General features: G+C 69.7%; 21 protein-coding genes and 1 tRNA gene. 13 read left to right on the plus strand and 9 right to left on the minus strand.

The features are described 5' to 3' along the window. Window positions 1-184: 184 nt before the first annotated feature. Window positions 185-1,234 carry a Holliday junction branch migration DNA helicase RuvB gene (gene ruvB / locus BMZ47_RS12675; protein ID WP_007566861.1) on the minus strand — a complete coding sequence of 350 codons (1,050 nt, stop codon included), beginning with the start codon at window positions 1,232-1,234 and terminating at the stop codon, window positions 185-187. A gap of 252 nt (window positions 1,235-1,486) precedes the next feature. On the opposite strand from ruvB, the gene BMZ47_RS12680 reads away from it, so the two are divergent. Both BMZ47_RS12680 and BMZ47_RS12685 read left to right on the plus strand, forming a co-directional pair. Continuing rightward, on the plus strand, window positions 1,487-1,726 hold the full coding sequence (locus BMZ47_RS12680; RefSeq protein ID WP_091862600.1) for a hypothetical protein: 240 nt from the start codon (window positions 1,487-1,489) through the stop codon (window positions 1,724-1,726). A 118-nt stretch (window positions 1,727-1,844) separates the two neighbouring features. Continuing rightward, complete coding sequence (locus BMZ47_RS12685; protein WP_091862604.1) at window positions 1,845-2,222, plus strand: hypothetical protein; 378 nt, start codon at window positions 1,845-1,847, stop codon at window positions 2,220-2,222. Here the strand turns inward: BMZ47_RS12685 and BMZ47_RS12690 are convergent. Then, window positions 2,197-2,550: a hypothetical protein gene (locus BMZ47_RS12690; RefSeq protein WP_091862607.1), complete on the minus strand. Its 354-nt coding sequence runs from the start codon at window positions 2,548-2,550 to the stop codon at window positions 2,197-2,199. The two genes, BMZ47_RS12685 and BMZ47_RS12690, sit on opposite strands and share 26 nt — an antisense overlap. Before the next feature lie 77 nt (window positions 2,551-2,627). Here BMZ47_RS12690 and BMZ47_RS12695 point away from each other — a divergent pair, with 77 nt between their 5' ends. Together BMZ47_RS12695 and BMZ47_RS12700 are read left to right on the plus strand one after the other, a co-directional pair. After that, a complete protein-coding gene (locus BMZ47_RS12695; protein WP_091862610.1) occupies window positions 2,628-3,524 on the plus strand; it encodes a GGDEF domain-containing protein in 897 nt (298 codons plus the stop codon). Window positions 3,525-3,738: 214 nt separating this feature from the next. Continuing rightward, window positions 3,739-4,413: a LuxR C-terminal-related transcriptional regulator gene (locus BMZ47_RS12700; protein WP_091862612.1), complete on the plus strand. Its 675-nt coding sequence runs from the start codon at window positions 3,739-3,741 to the stop codon at window positions 4,411-4,413. 36 nt (window positions 4,414-4,449) lie between these two features. Here BMZ47_RS12700 and BMZ47_RS12705 read toward each other — a convergent pair whose 3' ends face one another. Beyond that, entirely contained in the window at window positions 4,450-5,715 is a 1,266-nt protein-coding gene (locus BMZ47_RS12705) for a DNA topoisomerase IB (RefSeq protein ID WP_091862675.1), read from the minus strand. Window positions 5,716-5,849: 134 nt separating this feature from the next. Here BMZ47_RS12705 and BMZ47_RS12710 point away from each other — a divergent pair, with 134 nt between their 5' ends. The 4 genes from BMZ47_RS12710 to BMZ47_RS12725 all read left to right on the plus strand — a co-directional run bounded on the left by BMZ47_RS12710 (window position 5,850) and on the right by BMZ47_RS12725 (window position 9,279). Further along, entirely contained in the window at window positions 5,850-7,013 is a 1,164-nt protein-coding gene (locus BMZ47_RS12710) for a glycosyltransferase family 4 protein (protein WP_091862615.1), read from the plus strand. A 2-nt stretch (window positions 7,014-7,015) separates the two neighbouring features. Continuing rightward, window positions 7,016-7,675, plus strand: coding sequence for a class I SAM-dependent methyltransferase (locus BMZ47_RS12715; RefSeq protein WP_091862618.1), 660 nt, complete (start codon window positions 7,016-7,018; stop codon window positions 7,673-7,675). 275 nt (window positions 7,676-7,950) lie between these two features. Then, window positions 7,951-8,523, plus strand: a complete 573-nt coding sequence (locus tag BMZ47_RS12720) for an NAD(P)H-dependent oxidoreductase (protein WP_244536808.1) — start codon at window positions 7,951-7,953, stop codon at window positions 8,521-8,523. A gap of 147 nt (window positions 8,524-8,670) precedes the next feature. Continuing rightward, window positions 8,671-9,279: a cytochrome b gene (locus tag BMZ47_RS12725; protein WP_091862682.1), complete on the plus strand. Its 609-nt coding sequence runs from the start codon at window positions 8,671-8,673 to the stop codon at window positions 9,277-9,279. Between the two features lies 1 nt (window position 9,280). Here the strand turns inward: BMZ47_RS12725 and BMZ47_RS12730 are convergent, their stop codons facing one another. Further along, on the minus strand, window positions 9,281-10,180 hold the full coding sequence (locus tag BMZ47_RS12730) for an AprI/Inh family metalloprotease inhibitor (protein WP_091862621.1): 900 nt from the start codon (window positions 10,178-10,180) through the stop codon (window positions 9,281-9,283). Next, window positions 10,177-11,142 carry a 2-hydroxyacid dehydrogenase gene (locus tag BMZ47_RS12735; protein WP_091862624.1) on the minus strand — a complete coding sequence of 322 codons (966 nt, stop codon included), beginning with the start codon at window positions 11,140-11,142 and terminating at the stop codon, window positions 10,177-10,179. The genes BMZ47_RS12730 and BMZ47_RS12735 overlap by 4 nt, the downstream gene beginning before the upstream one ends. 243 nt (window positions 11,143-11,385) lie before the next feature. Between BMZ47_RS12735 and leuC the strand changes: the two genes are divergently transcribed. The 4 genes from leuC (at window position 11,386) to mqo (ending at window position 15,977) form a co-directional block, all read left to right on the plus strand. Continuing rightward, a complete protein-coding gene (gene leuC, locus BMZ47_RS12740; protein WP_007566885.1) occupies window positions 11,386-12,798 on the plus strand; it encodes a 3-isopropylmalate dehydratase large subunit in 1,413 nt (470 codons plus the stop codon). Window positions 12,799-12,879: 81 nt separating this feature from the next. After that, window positions 12,880-12,964 (plus strand) — tRNA-Leu (locus tag BMZ47_RS12745). A 261-nt stretch (window positions 12,965-13,225) separates the two neighbouring features. Continuing rightward, window positions 13,226-13,747, plus strand: coding sequence for a lipocalin-like domain-containing protein (locus BMZ47_RS12750; RefSeq protein WP_091862627.1), 522 nt, complete (start codon window positions 13,226-13,228; stop codon window positions 13,745-13,747). Between the two features lie 499 nt (window positions 13,748-14,246). Further along, a complete protein-coding gene (gene mqo / locus BMZ47_RS12755) occupies window positions 14,247-15,977 on the plus strand; it encodes a malate dehydrogenase (quinone) (protein WP_091862630.1) in 1,731 nt (576 codons plus the stop codon). Window positions 15,978-16,029: 52 nt separating this feature from the next. Here the strand turns inward: mqo and BMZ47_RS12760 are convergent, their stop codons facing one another. Next, window positions 16,030-16,299, minus strand: coding sequence for a hypothetical protein (locus BMZ47_RS12760; protein ID WP_007566890.1), 270 nt, complete (start codon window positions 16,297-16,299; stop codon window positions 16,030-16,032). Window positions 16,300-16,433: 134 nt separating this feature from the next. Then, window positions 16,434-16,646 carry a hypothetical protein gene (locus BMZ47_RS12765; protein ID WP_007566892.1) on the minus strand — a complete coding sequence of 71 codons (213 nt, stop codon included), beginning with the start codon at window positions 16,644-16,646 and terminating at the stop codon, window positions 16,434-16,436. Between the two features lie 363 nt (window positions 16,647-17,009). On the opposite strand from BMZ47_RS12765, the gene BMZ47_RS28570 reads away from it, so the two are divergent. Further along, window positions 17,010-17,177, plus strand: coding sequence for a hypothetical protein (locus BMZ47_RS28570; RefSeq protein WP_167369039.1), 168 nt, complete (start codon window positions 17,010-17,012; stop codon window positions 17,175-17,177). 29 nt (window positions 17,178-17,206) lie between these two features. Here BMZ47_RS28570 and BMZ47_RS12770 read toward each other — a convergent pair whose 3' ends face one another. Beyond that, the gene (locus BMZ47_RS12770) at window positions 17,207-17,428 is read right to left on the minus strand and encodes a hypothetical protein (protein WP_091862633.1); all 222 of its coding nucleotides are present in this window, start codon (window positions 17,426-17,428) and stop codon (window positions 17,207-17,209) included. A 24-nt stretch (window positions 17,429-17,452) separates the two neighbouring features. Then, a complete protein-coding gene (locus BMZ47_RS12775) occupies window positions 17,453-18,169 on the minus strand; it encodes a cache domain-containing protein (protein ID WP_091862635.1) in 717 nt (238 codons plus the stop codon). Window positions 18,170-18,266 lie beyond the last annotated feature (97 nt).

Here is an 18,266-nt window from a genome sequence, read left to right on the forward strand (position 1 = left end):
CGACTACGTAAAAGCTGGGCAATAGCCTCAGCGCATCCGGTGCGAAAACCGTGACCGGACAAGCCTTTGCCGGCTGAGCAGCCGGGCCCGGCCGCGGGCTGGCGACCCGTTATCGATGCGGTTTCCTATGAGGAGGGCGTGAACCAGCCCCGTTCCGACCGCATGGACATTGACGAAAAGCAGGTCAGACGGCGTCGCCGTCATCGAAGAGCAGGTTCTGTTCCCGCTTGGGCTCGGCGAAGCCCATGTGCCGGAAGGCGTGCCGGGTGAGCACCCGGCCGCGCGGGGTGCGCTGCACGAAGCCGCGCTGGATCAGGTAGGGCTCGATGATGTCCTCGATCGCGTCGCGCGGCTCGGACAGGGCGGCGCCGATCGTCTCGATGCCCACCGGTCCGCCGCCGAACGAGGTCGCGATCAGCGTCAGGTACTTGCGATCCATCACGTCGAGGCCGACCGAATCCACGTCGAGCAGCTTCAGCGCCCGGTCGGCGATGGCGCGCGTCACCGTCTCGGCCTCGGCCACCACGGCGAAGTCGCGCACCCGCCGCAGCAGCCGGCCGGCGATGCGCGGCGTGCCGCGCGCGCGCCGGGCGATCTCGTTGGCGCCTTCCGGCGACATGCCGAGCCCGAGCACCCGGGCGCCGCGGGCCACGATCTTCTCGAGCTCGTCGATCTCGTAGAATTCGAGCCGGATCGGGATGCCGAACCGGTCGCGCAGCGGCGTCGTCAGCAGCCCCGCCCGGGTGGTGGCCCCGACCAGCGTGAATTTCGGCAGCTCGATCTTCACCGAGCGGGCCGCCGGGCCTTCGCCGATGATGAGGTCGAGCTGGTAATCCTCCATGGCCGGGTAGAGGATTTCCTCGACCGCCGGGTTGAGGCGGTGGATCTCGTCGATGAAGAGCACGTCGCGCTCTTCGAGATTGGTCAGCTGCGCGGCGAGGTCGCCGGCCTTGGCGATGACCGGGCCCGAGGTCGAGCGGAAGTTGACCCCGAGTTCCCGCGCCACGATCTGGGCCAGCGTGGTCTTGCCGAGGCCCGGCGGCCCGACGAACAGGACGTGATCGAGGGCCTGGCCGGTCATCTTGGCCGCCTCGATGAAGATCTGCATGTTGGCGCGCGCCGCCTTCTGCCCGATGAACTCGGCCAGGCTCAGCGGCCGGATCGTCTGGTCCACGTCCTCGGCGCGCTTCTCCGGCGTCAACAGCACGTTGGTCGGGGGCTTCGGCTTGCTCATGGACCTTCGCTCGTGGACCGGCCCGCCTGACCGCTGATCGAGGGTCTACGGGAGCCGTCGCGTCCGGCCGCTCCTCCTAATACGCGCAGCCGGCGAAGTCTAAGCGCGTCGTGCGGTGCGTGCCGCAGCACACCGTCACGCCCATCGCCGTGGGTCGGGCGCCAAGAACCGTCGCACCGGATGAAACCGAAATGCTGCGCCGCGCATTCCGTTGAGGAATCCCTAAACTCGGCCGCAGGGCGCTGTTTCACCATGATGATCCGATCGACCGCATTGGGCGCGGCCAGCGCCCTCCTGCTTCTGGCCGGCCTGGCGACTGCCGAGGCCGCGCCGGCCCCGAACGAGACCAAGGTGGCCGAGGCCGCCCCGTCGCAGGTTCACCCGGTCGCCGCCGTCGAGCGCGACGACGAGTCCAGCTGCAGCCGGGCGCGTCGGCGCCTGTGGATCGAGGGCGAGGGCTGGGTGGTCCGCCGGATCACGACCTGCCGTTGAGATAGCGCGTCGCCAACCATACGCATTCTGCGCGGCTGGCCGGTCGGAACGGCCGGTGATCGTGTGGGTTCCCCAGGATCGTTCCTGACGTGTTCCCCCGAGTATCGGAGCCGGCCGCATGAGAAACCGGAAAGCCGTCACCCTCGCAGGCTTCCTCTTCGCGGGACCGGCCTGCGCGCAGAGCGTCTATCCCTACGGCCCGGCCGGGGCGGGCGACTTTGCCGGCCCGTTCGTGCGCGGCACCTATATCGGCGCTCCGCTGACCCGGGTGCCGCGGCCGACCGAGATCGTGCCGTCACCCTGGAGCTACGGGACCTACGGGGTCCCGACCGTCACCGGCATCGTGGCCCCGCCCGCACAAATGCCGACGATCACGGTCATCAACGCGACGAACCCCGCACCCCGGTCCACGCGCGAGCGCCGGGCCGAGCGGACGATCGAGAGCGGCCGCACGGCCGGCGCCCAGATCATCACGGTTCAGGTTCCCCGTCGCTGAGCGCGGCGAACCAGGCGGCGTAGGGCGTGTTCCGGACGAGGTGCCGGTTGAGATCGGGGGCGCCGTCGCGCCACCAGACCGGGCCGCGCTCTCCCAAGCCGATCTTCGCCGCGTCGACCTCCGCCCGGGCGGCCTTCATCGCGGCAGCCGCGTCGGGCTCGCCCGCACGCTCGGCGGCCTTGGCCGCCTTCACGGCCCGGCGCGCATCCATCAGCCGGCCGACCAGGGCCTCGCGCCGCTCTGCCGGCAGGTCGGGATTGGCGCGCCGCCAGAGGCGACCGCGGACGACGATATAGCGGAAGTCTGGCGTGGTGATGACCGCGCTCATGCTGGAATTCGGCTCCGGTGTTGGGTCGAAGTTAAGTCTTGTCCGGTAGATACCCGAGACCCGGGCCGGACCATGCCATGCAGATCGTTGTCGTCGATTCGAGCCGTGTCGTCCTGCAGATCATCGCCTCCCTGATCGAGCCGCGCGGTCATGCGGTGCACGCGTTCACGGATTCGGCGCAGGCGCTGCAGTACCTCTCCGCGACGCCCTCCGTCCGCGTCCTGATCACCAGCGTCGAGGTCCGCCCCCTCTGCGGCCTCGAACTCTGCTGGTCCGCGCGGCTCCTGGCGGAAGAACGCCGGCCGCTGCACGTCATCACCATGTCGTCCGCGCGCAACGTCCGCAGCCTCGCCGAGGCCCTCGACAGCGGCGCCGACGACTTCATCGAGAAGCCGCCGAGCGCCGAGGAGCTGAACGCCCGGCTGCGCGCGGCCGAGCGCCTGATCACCCTGCAGGAGGAGCTGATCCGCCTGGCCGAGACCGATCCGCTGACCGGGTCCTATAACCGCCGCGCGTTCTTCGACCGGGCGCGCATCGCCGCCGAGCAGGACGCGCGCCCGGGCCGGATCTCGGCGATCCTGGCCGATATCGACCATTTCAAGCGGATCAACGACGAGCACGGCCACGATGTCGGCGATGTCGCCATCAAGGCCGTGGCCGAGCTGATCGCCGGGGAGGGCATCGGCGGACGCCTCGGCGGCGAGGAATTCGGCATCGTCCTGCCGGGCTGCAGCCTCGCCGAGGCGACCGACCGGGCCGAACGCCTGCGGGAACGCGTCCAGGCCCTGCGTATCCGTGGCAGCAAGCATGCAATCGGCCTGACCTGCAGCTTCGGCGTCAGCACCTGGATCGAGGGCGACGACGTCCACGCCCTGATCAAGCGGGCCGATATCGCGCTCTATGCCGCCAAGAGCGGCGGCCGCAACCGCGTCGTGCCGTACCAGGGCGATGCAGGCTTGGCCGTCGCAAGCTGAGACAGCCAAGCCGCTCCGGTCTGGCACGGCCAGAAGCGGGACGGGGCCAGGCCGCGACCCATATTGGCACACCAATTCGCTGGGCGAAGACAGGAATCGACCGATTACGCGAATATAAAGCTTAATATTCGCCCCAAACTCGTGGAATGGATCTTGGAACTACGCATCCGATCCCGGCCCCTTTGTATCGGCGGGAGACGAAAGGTGCGAGGTCATGAGTACGGCCGTTGGCGTCCTGATCCTGGATGAACCGCAGGACCTGAGCGCGACTGTTCGCGCCACTCTGGAGCATATGCCGGAGTTCCATACGATCGGCGAGGAAGACTTGGGCCGGGCCGATGCCGGCTCCACGGTCGCGTTGATCTTCCTCGACGAGATCCGGCTGGCGGATGGGATCGCGCGCCTCGTCGGCTTGAAGGAGCGGCAGCCGAACCTGCGCACGCTCGTGGCTTTCGGGGCGCTGACCGCCGACGACCTCCGGGCCCTGCTGGCGGCGGGCGCCGATGCCTTCGTGGCGCGGTCGAAGTCGCCGCGGGAGCTGTGTGCGGCCCTGCTCGCCCTGGCCGAGGGATCCGATTGCCTCGTGCCGCCGGACCAGCAAGCCGCCCTGCCGGCGGAGCCGGCCGACAGCCTCGGGCTCACGCCGCGCGAGGCGGAGGTGCTGCGCTTCCTCAGCTCGGGCTTCAGCAACAAGGAGGTGGCCCGGCGCCTGGCGCTCAGCGTCCGGACGGTCGAGACCCACCGGCTCAACCTGCGCCGCAAGACGCAGACCGGGCGGCTGAAGGATCTGGTCTCGCTGGCGCGCCAGCTCGGCCTGGCTCCGGTGGTCGACAGCGAGCAGAACCGGCGCGGCGGCGGGTCCGGCAGCAGCAACCAGTCCCGGCATTGACCGGACCAGCGGGCAGCCCCGGCGGGGCTGCCCCGCTCACGCGACGCCGGCCTGCGCCCCGGCGCGGGTCCGCGCAGCCCCGGACGATCGCGTCTTCCCGCTCGAAGCGGACTTGATCGCGGTCTTGGCGGCCGCTTTGGCCCGGGACGCCGTCCCGCCCGGCTTGCTGCGTTTGCGGGCCGAAGCCGAGGCGGGCTTGACCCGCTTGCCGGCAAGCGCCTCATCCTGCGATGCGGCCAGCCGCGCCTGGAGCAACCCGAGCACCGCCGCCTCCTCGGAGCGGAGCTTGCCGAGATCCTGGCTCAGCTCGGTCTCGACCGCATCCTTGACCTGCAGGAGGAGGTCCCCCTCCAGGTAGCAATCGAGGATCTGGGGGTGGATGTAGCATTTGCGGCAGATCGTCGGCGTGTTGCCGAGGCGCCCCGCGACGCTCTCGATCGCCGCGCGGACGTTGCGCTTGGCCCCCGCCTCGCTGTCGAAGCTCTCGAACTCGCGCAGCGCTAGCGCAGCCAGGACCGTCCCGGCCCAGGTCCGGAAATCCTTGGCGGTGAAATCCTCGCCGGTGATCTCGCGCAGATACGCGTTCACGTCGGACGAGGTGACGTCGCGCTGGACGCCGTCGGCGTCGATATACTGGAACAGCTCCTGGCCGGGCAGGTCCTGGCAGGCCTTCACGATCCGGGCGACGCGCCGGTCCTTGAGCGACACGTCCCAGGTCTTCCCGCTCTTGCCCTTGAACCGGAACGACAGCTCGGCGCCCGCGATCCGGACATGAGGATCGCGCAGGGTGGTCAGGCCGTAGCTCTTGTTGGTGCGGGCGTAATCGTCGTTGCCGACCCGGATCAGCGTGGTCTCGAGCAGGTGGACCACGGTGGCCAGCACCTTCTCGCGGCACAGTCCCGGACGCCTCATGTCGGCATCGACGCGCTGGCGGATCCCCGGCAGGGCATCGGCGAAAGCCATGATGCGCGAGAACTTGTTGGCCTCGCGGGCCTGCCGGAAATCCGGGTGATAGCGGTACTGCTTGCGGCCCTTGGCGTCCCGCCCGGTCGCCTGGATATGGCCGCTGCTGCGCGCGCAGATCCAGACATCGGTATAGGCCGGCGGGATCGCGAGGGCGCGGATCCGAGCGAGCGTCCGCGCGTCCCGCACCGGCGCCCCCTTCGCGTCGAGGTAACGGAAGCCCGTGCCGCTGCGCTTGCGCGTCAGGCCCGGCCGGCGGTCGTCCACATAGACGAGCCCCGCTTCCTCGGCCGCCGCGCGCAGGCTTCCACCGTTCTGGTCCGTCTCGACTTCCGCCATCGCCGCCCCTCCCGGATACGCCGCCGGGGTACCGCCCGGCGAGAAGGCGCAGATCAACCGGCGGCGCCCGACCACCGTTCCGGATCTGCGCATCCGCCGCAGGCCGATCCGCGGCGACGTGCTAGAGGGGGCGGATGGATGCCGAACCCGCCCGCGAAACCGCCCCGATCCCGATGCGGAACCTCGTCTTCGTCGTCACCGAGGATTGGTTCTTCGCCTCGCATTTCCTGCCCATGGCCCGGGCCGCGATCGCCATGGGGCTCGCGGTCACGGTGGTCACCCGGGTGCGGGCGCATCGCCCCGTCATCGAGGCCACCGGCGCGCGCGTCGTTCCGCTGGAGGCGGAGCGGGCGAGCCTCAACCCGATGGCGGCCGGCTACGCGGCCGGGCAGCTCGCCGGGATCCTGAAGGCGCTGAACGCGGACATCGTCCATTGCATCGCCCTGCGGAGCATCCTGGTGGGCGGGACCGCCGCCGCCATGGCCGGCATCCCGGCGCGGGTCTACGCGCTGACCGGCCTCGGGTTGGTCGGCGCCCGCACCGACCGGATCGGACGCGCGGCCCGGCTCGGGCTCCGGGCGCTGATCCGCGGGCCGCTGGCCTCCGGGCGCACCCGCTTCCTGTTCGAGAACCCGGACGATGCGCTGGCGCTGGGCCTCGATCCGTCCGAGCATTCCGTCACGGTGATCGGCGGGGCAGGGGTCGATGGCGACGCCTTCGCGCCGCAGCCGCTGCCGCCGATGCCGCCGCTCAAGGTCGCCGTGGTCGCGCGCATGCTCTGGTCGAAGGGCATCGACGTAGCGGTCGAGGCGACCCGCCTGGCCCGGGGCCGGGGCGCGGCCGTGGAGCTCGCCCTGTTCGGGGCGCCCGACCCGTCGAACCGGCGTTCGATCGACGCGGCGACCCTGCGCGACTGGAGCCGCGACGGCGTCGCCTGGCACGGCCCGACCGAGGACGTCGCGGCCGTCTGGGCGAACCAGCACGTCGCCTGCCTGCCGTCCCGGGGCGGGGAGGGTCTTCCGCGCAGCCTGCTCGAAGCCGCCGCCTGCGGACGGGCGCTCGTCACCACCGATGTGCCCGGCTGCCGCAGCCTCGTGCGCGACGGGATCGAGGGCCTGCTCGTGCCCCCCGGCGACGCCCCGGCCCTGGCCGACGCGCTCGTTCGCCTGAGCGGCGATCCGGCCCTGGTCGCTGGCCTCGGCGCCGCGGCCCGGACCCGGATCGCGACGGGCGGCTTCACCGAATCCGCCGTGACCGATCAGGTCTGCGCCGTGTGGCGCGCGCTGCTGGACGCCTGATCATGCGCGCCCCGGACGATCCGCTCGGCTTCATTCAGGCCCATACGAGGCTGCTGCCGGTTCCCTACGCCCTGGAAATCCAGCTCCACGTCGCCGACGAGGCGACCGAGCTCTGGCAGAAGACCGAGGACGAATTACAGGAGATCGGGCTGCCGCCGCCGTTCTGGGCCTTTGCCTGGGCGGGCGGGCAGGCTCTGGCCCGCTACATCCTCGACAATGTCGAGGTCGCCAACGGGCGCCGGGTGGTGGATTTCGCCTCGGGCTCGGGCCTCGTAGCGATCGCGGCCGCCCGGGCGGGCGCCCGGAGCGTCGTCGCCAGCGACCTCGACCCGTTCGCCGTTGCGGCGATCGGCATCAACGCCGCAGCCAACGGCGTCGCCGCCCAGATCCGGCCGGTCTCGACCGACCTTCTCGGCACGGTGCCGGAGGCCGACCTCGTGCTCGCCGCGGACGTCTTCTACGAGCGCGACCTCGCCGGGGCGGTGACGGCTTGGCTGTCCGATCTGCAGGCGCGCGGGCGCACGGTGCTGATCGGCGATCCGGGGCGGACCTATCTGCCGCGGGGGCGACTCGAATGCCTGGCGACCTACGCGGTGCCGGTCTCGCGCGCCCTGGAAGATGCCGAGATCAAGCAGAGCCACGTCTGGCGGTTGCACGGTTGAGACGGTGGTCCGGCCATGACGCGTCCAATCGCTCCGGCTACGGCATCGAGGCTTCATCCGCGGCCGGAATGCGCTACCTTGCGGCCGGACCGCGATCGACGGGCGCGCGTCGCGACGATGCGCCGTCCGGCGTGCCTTACGGCGGCTGACAGACCAATCCCGCGCCGGGCCCGATCGCGTCGCGATCTGGCACGGCACAAAGCCTTTGTTTCAACGCGCTCGCCGATGCCGAACCGGTATCCCTATCGGCGAGCGCTCTTGGTGAGCGTCGAGTCGTGAGCGTCAAGCCGAGCCTGCCCCGTGTCGTCGCCTTCTCCGGGAGCGCCAAGCGACCTTCGCGAACCCGCGACCTCGTCGCCGCGGTCGGCGCCGAGCTCGGGCGCCTGCGCCGGATCGACCTCACGGTCTACGATCTGATTGATGCGGGGCCGGGTCTCGGCGTGGCGCTGCGCGAGGATCTGCCCTTGCCGGCGGCGCATCTGGTCGCGGCGATCGAGGGGGCGGACGCCCTGATCGTCGGGACGCCGGTCTACCAGGGCGGCTATGCCGGGCTGTTCAAGCACGTGTTCGACTTCGTCGATCCGGCGAAGATGGCGGGCATGCCGGTGGTGCTCACCGCCACGGGCGGCGGCCTGCGCCACGCCCTGGTGGTCGAGCACAGCCTGCGGCCGCTCTTCGGCTTCTTCGCGGCCCACATGGCGCCGACCTCGGTCTATGCCGGCCCCGACGACATGGCCGATGGCCGCATCACCGACGTGCTCGTGGCGGCGCGGCTCGCGACGGCGGCGGTGGAGCTGGCCGCTTTGCTCGACGTGTCCCGGGTGATCAACGCCGGCGCGGCCGCCTGACGCAACACGCCCCCGATCGCTCGGCTGCGCGGGCCGGTTTCGCGAGAATAATCTGGGATCATTCTAAAACTTGATCCGGCTCGGCATTGGTCCGCCGATGGCCATCTGTTTAGCTGCGCGGTGGACGACGCCCATCCGCGAGGGATCATGCCAGGTTCAACCGTCAAGACCGGCAGGCCGGCGCCGCTGCCCGCCACCTACGTCACGGCCTCGGGCCTGCCGCGCTATCACCCGGTCTCGCAGGCGCTGCACTGGGTGACGGCCGCCCTGGCGCTGGCGGTGCTGCCGCTGGCCTGGGTGGCGGTGAGCCTGCCGCCGGCGCCCCTCAAAGGCAACATCTTCGTGCTGCACAAGTCGGTCGGGCTGACGATCCTGGCGATCGTGGTCCTGCGGATCGTCTGGCGCATGGTCCGGCCGGCGCCGCCCGATCCCCAGGCGCCGCGGCTGCTGACCCTGATCGGCCGCGTCAACCATTGGCTGCTCTACGCGATCTTCCTGATCATGCCGGTCAGCGGCTACCTGCTGAGCGCGCTGTCGGGACGGGACACGCCGTATTTCTGGCTGTTCACCATCCCGGGCCTGACCAAGGACGAGGGCCCGCAGAAGATCGCCGAGTCGATCCACCTCGTCGGGCAATGGTTCGTCTACGCGCTCGTGCTCCTGCACATCGCCGGCACGGTCTGGCACCTCGTCATCCGGCGCGACGGCCTGCTGGAGCGGATGCTGCCGGTCCAGGACGGGCGCGGATCCCGATAGCTCAGTCGACCCGGCGCAGCACGAAGGTGGTGCCGACCTCGGGCTCGCGGCGCCAGCGTCCGTCGCCGCTCGGCACGAGGTCGATGGTGTGGCCGCGCTTGGCGGTCAGCGTCATGCGGCCGTTGGCGTAGCGCCAGCGCACCGGATCGAACACCTCCAGGCCGCCGTCATGGCAGCCCGGGACGACGTGGACGCCACCGCCGGCCCCGTCGAGGGTGATCCGGCAGGTGTCGCGCTCCTGAAAGCGGTCGAGAGCGTAGACGCCCGGTGCGGGTCCCGGTCCTGCCGGGGCGGTCGCGGCCGTGGTCCGCTGCAGCTCGGCCGGCACCGCCGGGGCCGTCCGGAGCGGCGACGGCGCGGGTGCGGTCTCGACACCGGCAATGTCGGGCGCCGCCGAGGCGGCCGGACGCATCGCCGCGATATCGAGCGGCACCAGGCTGTAGGTCTCGCCGCCCTCGAGCTTGGCGACCAGGCTGCGCTGGTCGGGCCGCCGGACGAATTCGAGGATCGGGCGGACGTTCCGGTCCACCAGGCGCACGCCCCGGTCGCTGAACAGCCAGCCGGCGATCCCGTTCACGATCGGCAGGGCGCGCCGGCACCCGGCCGGGAAGCTGAGCTTCTGGCCGGCATCGCCGTTCTCGCTCCGCAGGTTCATCACGCAGCGGCGGTTGGTGCCGTCGCGCGACAGGTCCCAGGTCCCGGGCACCTCGCTGAGCCGTTCGGGGAGGCTCGGCGGGGCAGGGGGCGCCGCGGGTGTCGCGATCGGGGGCGCGGCCAGAGTCCCCGGATTCAGCAGGCTCGGCTCGGGCGCCGCCGAAGAGGCCGCGGGATCTTCCTGCGCCGCCGCCGGCCACGGGATCAGGGCCAAAGCGGCGAGCAGCGCGGCCTGTGCGGGTCTCACGCGGGTGGGCTCCAGGGTGTCTCGGAAACGGGGGTCAGCGGGCCACGCCCCTCGAACCACGACACGACATTGTCGACGACGAGTTGGGCCATCGCCGTGCGGGTATGCTCGGAGGCAGAGCCGACATGCGGCAGCAGCACGGTATTGTCGAGGGCCGCGAGGTCCGCCGGCACGTGCGGCTCGTTCTCGAACACGTCGAGCCCGGCCCCCAGGATCGTGCCCGCCTTCAGCGCCGCGATCAGAGCGGTCTCGTCGACCAGGCTGCCCCGGGCGACGTTGATCAGGATCCCCTCGGCGCCCAGAGCCTCAAGGATGGATGCGTCCACCAGGCCGCGGGTGTCGTCGCCGCCGGGCGCGACCACGATCAGGATATGGACCGCCCGCGCCATCCCGATCAGGCTGTCATGGTAGGTGTAGGCCACGTCCGCCTTGCGACTGCGGCCGTGATAATCGACCGCGACGCCGAAGCTCTCGAGCCGATGGGCGATCGCCTTCCCGATCCGGCCGAGCCCCAGGATGCCGACCCGCCGCCCGCGCAACGAGGCGGTCAGCGGGAACGGCGCCTTCGGCCAATGTCCCTCGCGCAGGTAGCGGTCGGCCTGCGGGAGGCGCCGGATCGTCGCCAGAACCAGCCCGACGGCGAGGTCGGCGACCTCGTCGGTGAGTACATCCGGCGTGTTGGTGACCACGATGCCGCGCCGATGCGCCTCGACGGCGTCGACGGCATCGTAGCCCACGCCGAAATTGGCGATCAGCTCGAGCTTCGGCAGCTTGTCCATCAGGGCGGCGTCGACCTGGCCGCCGACGCAGAGCCCCCGGATCCGCGGTCCGATCTCGGCGAGCATCGCCTCCGGGTCCGCGGCGCCCGCGAGCCGGTGCACGGTGAAGCGCCCCTCGAAGGCGGTCTCGACCAGCGGATGCATTGTCTTCAGGAGCAGGATCTCGGGCGGCGCTTCGGGCATCTCACACTCCCTCATTCGCCCGGCCGCCGCTGCGGCCGGCACGGGTTTGATCCGGCATAGGGCCTGCGCCCGGTGCGGCGCCACCCGCCGCCGGCCTCCGGCGGTGACATCCGGGGGCGAAACGCCGAGCGGCCATTTGACAGGAACGAGACTCGCCCCTTCCGAAAACCGCGCGCGATGCCTACTAAGGAACCCGCATTATCGCGAGAGTTTTGCAGCGATCCCATCCGAAGACGAAAACCGATGACCAGCCCGCGCACCCTCTACGACAAGATTTGGGACGACCACGTCGTCGATGTCCAGCCGGATGGCACCAGCCTCCTCTACATCGACCGGCACCTCGTTCACGAAGTGACGAGCCCGCAGGCGTTCGAGGGTCTACGCGTGGCCGGCCGCAAGGTGCGTCATCCCGAGAAGACGCTGGCGGTGGTGGACCACAACGTCCAGACCACCGACCGCTCGAAGGGCATCGACGATCCCGAGAGCCGGACCCAGCTCGAGGCGCTGGCCGAGAACGTGCGCGATTTCGGCATCGAGTTCTACGACGCCCTCGACCGGCGCCAGGGCATCGTCCACATCATCGGTCCGGAGCAGGGCTTCACGCTGCCCGGTCAGACCATCGTGTGCGGCGACTCGCACACCTCGACGCACGGCGCCTTCGGGGCGCTGGCCCACGGCATCGGCACCTCCGAGGTCGAGCACGTGCTCGCCACGCAGACGCTGGTGCAGAAGAAGGCCAAGAACATGCGCGTCACGGTGGACGGCGCGCTGCCGCCCGGCGTGGGCGCCAAGGACATCATCCTGGCGATCATCGGCGAGATCGGCACCGCCGGCGGCACCGGCCACGTGATCGAATATGCCGGCGAGGCGATCCGCGCCCTCTCGATGGAGGGCCGGATGACGATCTGCAACATGTCGATCGAGGGCGGCGCCCGCGCCGGCCTGGTCGCGCCGGACGCCACCACCTACGCCTACGTGAAGGACCGCCCGAAGGCCCCCAAGGGCGCGGCCTTCGACAAGGCGCGCGCCTACTGGGAGAGCCTGCTCACCGACGAGGGCGCGTTCTTCGACCGCGAGGTCCGGCTCGACGCCGCCAGCCTGCCGCCGATCGTCAGCTGGGGCACGAGCCCGGAAGACGTGATCTCGGTGCGCGGCCGCGTGCCGGATCCGGCCGCGATCGCCGACGAGAACAAGCGGCAATCGAAGGAGAAGGCGCTGGCCTATATGGGCCTGACGCCGGGCACGCCGATCACCGACATCACCCTGGACCGGGTGTTCATCGGTTCCTGCACCAACGGCCGGATCGAGGATCTGCGAGTCGTCGCCCAGATGGTCGAGGGTCGCAAGGTGCACGAGAGCGTCTCGGCCATGGTGGTCCCGGGCTCCGGCCTGGTGAAGGCGCAGGCGGAAGCCGAGGGCATCGACCGGGTGCTGAAGGCGGCGGGCTTCGACTGGCGCGAGCCGGGCTGCTCCATGTGCCTGGGGATGAACGCCGACCGGCTCAACCCGCTGGAGCGCTGCGCCTCGACGTCGAACCGGAACTTCGAGGGCCGCCAGGGCCATCGCGGACGCACGCACCTGGTCTCGCCGGCCATGGCGGCGGCGGCGGCCGTGGCCGGCCGGTTCGTCGACATCCGGGACTGGCCGCGCGGTTGAGGCCATAAAGGCTGAAATCGCGATTGACGGACACCGTCGGTCCGAATAAACGAAGCCGTCGCCGGCCGAGGCCGGCGGCGAGCCCAGGTGGCGGAATTGGTAGACGCGCTGGTTTCAGGTACCAGTCTTGCAAGAGGTGAAGGTTCGAGTCCTTTCCTGGGCACCATCAGCCGCCTAAAGCGCTGATCCGCACAATACGTTCTCCCTGACTTTACGAATGACCGGATCCGAGAGCCGGTCGAAGTCGCCCTCCGGTCCGCGTTGACCGATACGGCGCAATCACCCCCTTCGATACAAGCTTCGCGCGACCGAGCCCTGTTACGGCAGGATTGCGCGCTGTATTCCCACGGTGCCCGCGTCGGGCGGATGGCATGCCCCTGCGGCGGCATGCTCCCGATCCCCGGCGGACCGGAAGGAGAATCCCCGGATGACGAAATTCTCCGCGACGCTCGCGGCCGCCCTGCTCATGGCGGCGTCCCCCGGAATCGGGGCCGAGAATCAGCCCCCGGCCCATACGGACGAGGGCGATCTCGCCGAGAAGATCGTCGGAACCTGGGAGCTCGTCTCCTACAAGGTCGAGGACAAGGAGACCGGGGCGCTCATCGACGCGATGGGCAGCGCCCCGCGGGGCCGGGTGATCTTCACCCAGGATGGATGGGTCGCGTTCAACCTCGAAGGCACGGACCGCCGACCCGCGGAAACCGATGCCGACCGCGCAGCCCTCATGAAGACCCTGGTCGCCTATATCGGCCGGTACCGGATCGAGGGCGACCAGTGGATCACCCATGTCCAGACCGCCTGGGCGCCGGAATGGGTCAACACCGAGCAGCGCCGTTCGATCACGCTGCACGGGGACGAGGCGGACGTGATGACGCCCTGGCGGATCATGCCCAACTGGGATGCCGGCCGGCTGTCCCGCAGCATCATCCGGTTCCGGCGCGCCCGCTAGCGACCGGGCGGGCGGGCGCCGGCATGCCACGCGCGCACGCCCCGCATGTCCGGGCCGAGCACAGGCCGGGTGATTGTCCGACACCGCAGATTGTCCTTTCAGACCTCATCCTCTAAGAGGCGGGCAACAAGCCGCCGCGCCAGATCGGCCGGCGTCTTTCCACCATCGGCGGTCGCCGATCATCGTGCGATCTCCGTATCCGGTCCTGGCTCTCTATTCGGTGCGGCCGCTCCGAACTCGGCCGCGGGTTGATAACAGACGTTTCCATTCGGCCTAGAGCTTCCGGCCTCTGATTTTGTCAGTGCTCGGGGCGCTTGATCGGCCGCTAGACAAAAAACGATCGCACAAGATCGATCGATCACGCGTCGCGTGCCGCACCATCTGCGGGGGAACGTTCTGGAAGGCTGGACGCGCGGGGCTCCCGGCGCGTCGCTCCGACGCCTTCTGTACCGGGAAGTGCCAGACGCGCCTGCCCGGTCCGCAACCGTGAGATTTGGCGATGCGTGCCGACGATAAGAACAAGCCCCGGTCCGAGCGCTCGCCGCAGGACACGCTCGCCTTCAGCCGGCGGCAGCTTCTCGGAACGGCGGCGACCGGGCTCGCCGTGGCCGCGCTTCCCGGCAGCCTGGCTTTCGCCGACGGCGCCGACGGCAAAGTCGACGTGCTGCTGATCGGCGGCGGCATCATGAGCGCCACCCTCGGCGTGTGGCTCAACCAGCTGGAGCCGACCTGGTCGATCCAGATGGTCGAGCGCCTGGACCAGGTCGCCCTGGAGAGCTCGAACGGCTGGAACAATGCCGGCACCGGCCATTCCGCCCTCGCGGAGCTGAACTACACCCCCGAGAAGAAGAACGGTCAGGTCGAGATCGCCAAGGCGGTGGAGATCAACGAGGCCTTCCAGGTCACGCGCCAGTTCCTGGCCTCGTTGGTCAAGTCCGGGGTGCTGAAGAACCCCCATTCCTTCATCAACTACACCCCGCACATGAGCTTCGTCTGGGGCGACGACAACATCGCCTACCTGAGGAAGCGCTGGGAGGCCCTGAAGGCCAGCCCGCTGTTCGCCGGCATGGAATATTCCACCGATCCGGAGCAGCTCAAGAAATGGGTGCCCCTGATGATGGAGGGGCGCGACCCGAACCAGAAGGTCGCCGCCACCTGGTCGCCGCTCGGCACCGATGTCGAGTGGGGTGAGGTCACCCGCCAATACGTCGCGTATCTGCAGGGCCAGCCGACCTTCAAGCTGAACCTCTCCACCGAGGTCGAGGGCATCACCAAGAACGCGGACGGCTCCTGGCGTGTCACCTCCCGCAACACCAAGGATGGGTCGCGGCGCAGCGTCGACGCCAAGTTCGTGTTCATCGGCGCCGGCGGCGGTGCCCTGCACCTGCTCCAGAAGTCGGGCATCCCGGAGGGCGATGACTATGCCGGCTTCCCGGTCGGCGGCTCGTTCCTCATCAACGAGAACCCGGACGTGGCGACGCTGCACCTCGCCAAGGCCTACGGCAAGGCGTCGGTGGGCTCGCCGCCGATGTCGGTGCCGCACCTCGACACCCGCGTGCTCGGCGGCAAGCGCGTGATCCTGTTCGGCCCGTTCGCGACCTTCTCGACCAAGTTCCTGAAGGAGGGCTCGTATCTCGACCTCCTCAGCTCGACCACGACCAGCAACATCTGGCCGATGGTCCGGGTCGGCGTCGACGAGTTCCCGCTTGTCGAGTACCTGGCCGGCCAGCTCATGCTGTCGGACGACGACCGGATCGCGGCCCTTCGCGAGTACTTCCCGAAGGCCAAGAAGGAGGAGTGGCGCCTCTGGCAGGCGGGTCAGCGCGTGCAGATCATCAAGCGCGACAAGGACAAGGGCGGCGTGCTGAAGCTCGGCACCGAGATCGTCAACGCCAAGGACGGCAGCATCGCCGCCCTGCTCGGCGCCTCGCCGGGCGCCTCGACGGCGGCGCCGATCATGCTGCAGGTGCTCGAGAAGGTGTTCGCCAAGAACGTCGCGACGCCCGAATGGCAGGCCAAGATCAAGCAGATCGTCCCGAGCTACGGCACCAAGCTCAACGACGATCCGGATCGGGTCGCCGAGGAATGGGCCTATACCAGCGAGCAGCTGCAGCTGCCGGCCCCGCCGCAGATCGACAAGGCGGTGCTCAAGGCCGTCCCGACCAGCGGCAACGTGCTCAACAGCAGCAACACGCCGGTTCCGGCGCCGGTCCACGACCTGGCTCCCTGAGAACCGTCGCGATCCCGGGTCTCGCGCATCCGCGAGGCTCGGGATCGGCCTGTCAGGCGGATCGAACCGCGGCCGCGGCGCCGGCGAGGTGGAGCCAGCCGAAATCCACCGGATAGCCGAGGCCGTGGAGCATCTTCACCCGCTTCCACGAGGCTGCGCGCGCCGAGGCCTCGTTCTGTCCCGCCTCGATCTCCGCGGCTTCCATCTCCTGAAGTTCCCGGGTCAGCTCCTCGCGCAGCCCCGCCGCCTTCATGGCGCCGAGCGCTGCCGTGAAGGCCTGTTCGGTGACCCGCACCTGATCGCAAATCTGACGCACGCTCATCAGTCCTGAGCCCTCTCGCGCTGCCGTTTGACTGCCGTCCTGCAGTCACGACGACCTAGCATCCGCGATGGCGACAGGAGATGTACGTCTTTCGTGCAGGCAGGTTCACTGTTCGATGCCGCAAAGCGCATCGCCTACCGCAGCGGGAGTGAGCCGAGGCGCTGCGCGACGCGGGATGGGCGGCGCCAGCGCCGCTTGCGCCCGAACCGCCTGCGCGGGTCCAGGATGCCGGATGCCAAATCATCCTTCTGGATGATCCGCGGTTGCACGGCGGCTCCGATCGCGACCAGCGCGGCCGATCCGACCAGGGCGATGATCGCGGCACCCCAGAAGAGACTCTCGAACATCTGGCTCTCCCGATCGATCTATCCTCTTATAGGCACGATGTCTGATCTAAATTGCGGCAAAACCTGGGCAACGCGGATTATTTTGCACATTCATCAGTATCCGTCGGCCTCGCCTGACGGATCGTGCATGGCCGGGTGTTCCGATCACACCGGGCAGCCGCCCGGTACCGGGAGCCTGCGCATCTCGGAGACGGACGCCCGGCTCACATCGGCAATGCCGGTTGTATGATTTACGAAGCGTTCATCTTGCAGGTGTCCCCTGGAGCGGCCGGAAGCCGCTCAAGACCTCCGGCGAACCGTGCTTTCTTCGACGGGCCGAGGCCCAGTCCGCAGGACCGACCGCGAAACAGGGATACGCAAGCGATGCCGCGCGAGATCGAGACCACGACCCAAGAGCCGATCATGGAGCTGTGGCGGATCCTGGCGCTCGCGCTGATCGTCGCCGCCGGGATGCTGTTCGTCCACCTGATCGTGCCGGCCGAGGCCGAAGCCGCCGGTCAGGCGGGCGGCGCCGTCACGACCACCGGGTAGCCGGCCCCCGGCACCGCCCGCGCCGCCCGTCAGGGGAGCGGCGGCCATAACGCACCCGGGTCCAGGGAGAACACGGCGTCGGCGAACTCCGTCGGCGTCAGCCCGATCAGCAGGATGGCCGCCAGGATGGCGGCCGCGGGGAGCAGGACGTTCGCGACGCGCTCGGGATCGATCCGCGCCGAGCGCAGCACCATGCAACCGGCGGTGAAGGTCGCCGCCTCCGTCAGCGGCAGCAGTTGCGCCAGACTCACGCGCGGACATCCGGACCCGGCCGCCTAATCGGCTCCCGCCGTTCGCAGGCCCGCGGAATCCAGCGCGGCCGTGGCGGCCCGGATATCGCGCCGCGCCTGCGCGATGGCCGCCGCCTTCGCATCGCCCTGCGCGTTGAGCGCTTCCAGGAAGGCGATCCAGTCCGCCCGCGCCTGGCTCGGGATCTTTTCATCGAGCGTCTGCCGCAGCTGGGCGACCCGGCCATCCGGCGTCGCCGCCGCGGGCGCCGCCTGATCGGTATCGTAGACCCCCACCGCGCACATCTGGTCGCCGGCCCTGGTGTAATAGGTGGTCTTCGACTCCTCGACTGTGCTGCCCGGCTTCGGGAACAGGTAATGGATCACCGCGATCTGACCGGGCTTGGCCGTCCCGAGCATGGTCTGGATGAAGTGGTTGCCGGTCCTGTCGTGCAGGTCGCGGACGTCGTGACCCTTCAGGATCGGGTTGGGGTGGGCGGTCATGATCCCGTCCGGCCCGACACAGAACACGTAGGTGTCGGCGGTGCGGAAGCCGCGCGTCCCCGCGGTGAAGTCGGCCAACGCCCCGGCGGGGTCGGCCCGCAGCGCTTGGGCGACGCGCCCGAGCATCCAGGACGCGAAACCGTTCGGGCTCGGGTCATCGCAGGCGGTCGGGGCCTCGCCGTCGCCGCACGCCAGAGCTGAGCCGGGCGGCTGCGCGATGCCCATCAGTGTTGCAACAAGCAGCGCCGTTCGCAGAGCCATACGACTCCCCAGAAATCAATACATCCGCTCGGCCGAACCGATCAAAGACCGTGTCGGCAGATTATGCAAGAGCGGATTATTGATTTCGCGCGCCGAA

It is taken from the genome of Methylobacterium brachiatum (genome assembly GCF_900113845.1).
GTDB classification, from domain to species: Bacteria; Pseudomonadota; Alphaproteobacteria; order Rhizobiales; family Beijerinckiaceae; genus Methylobacterium; species Methylobacterium brachiatum.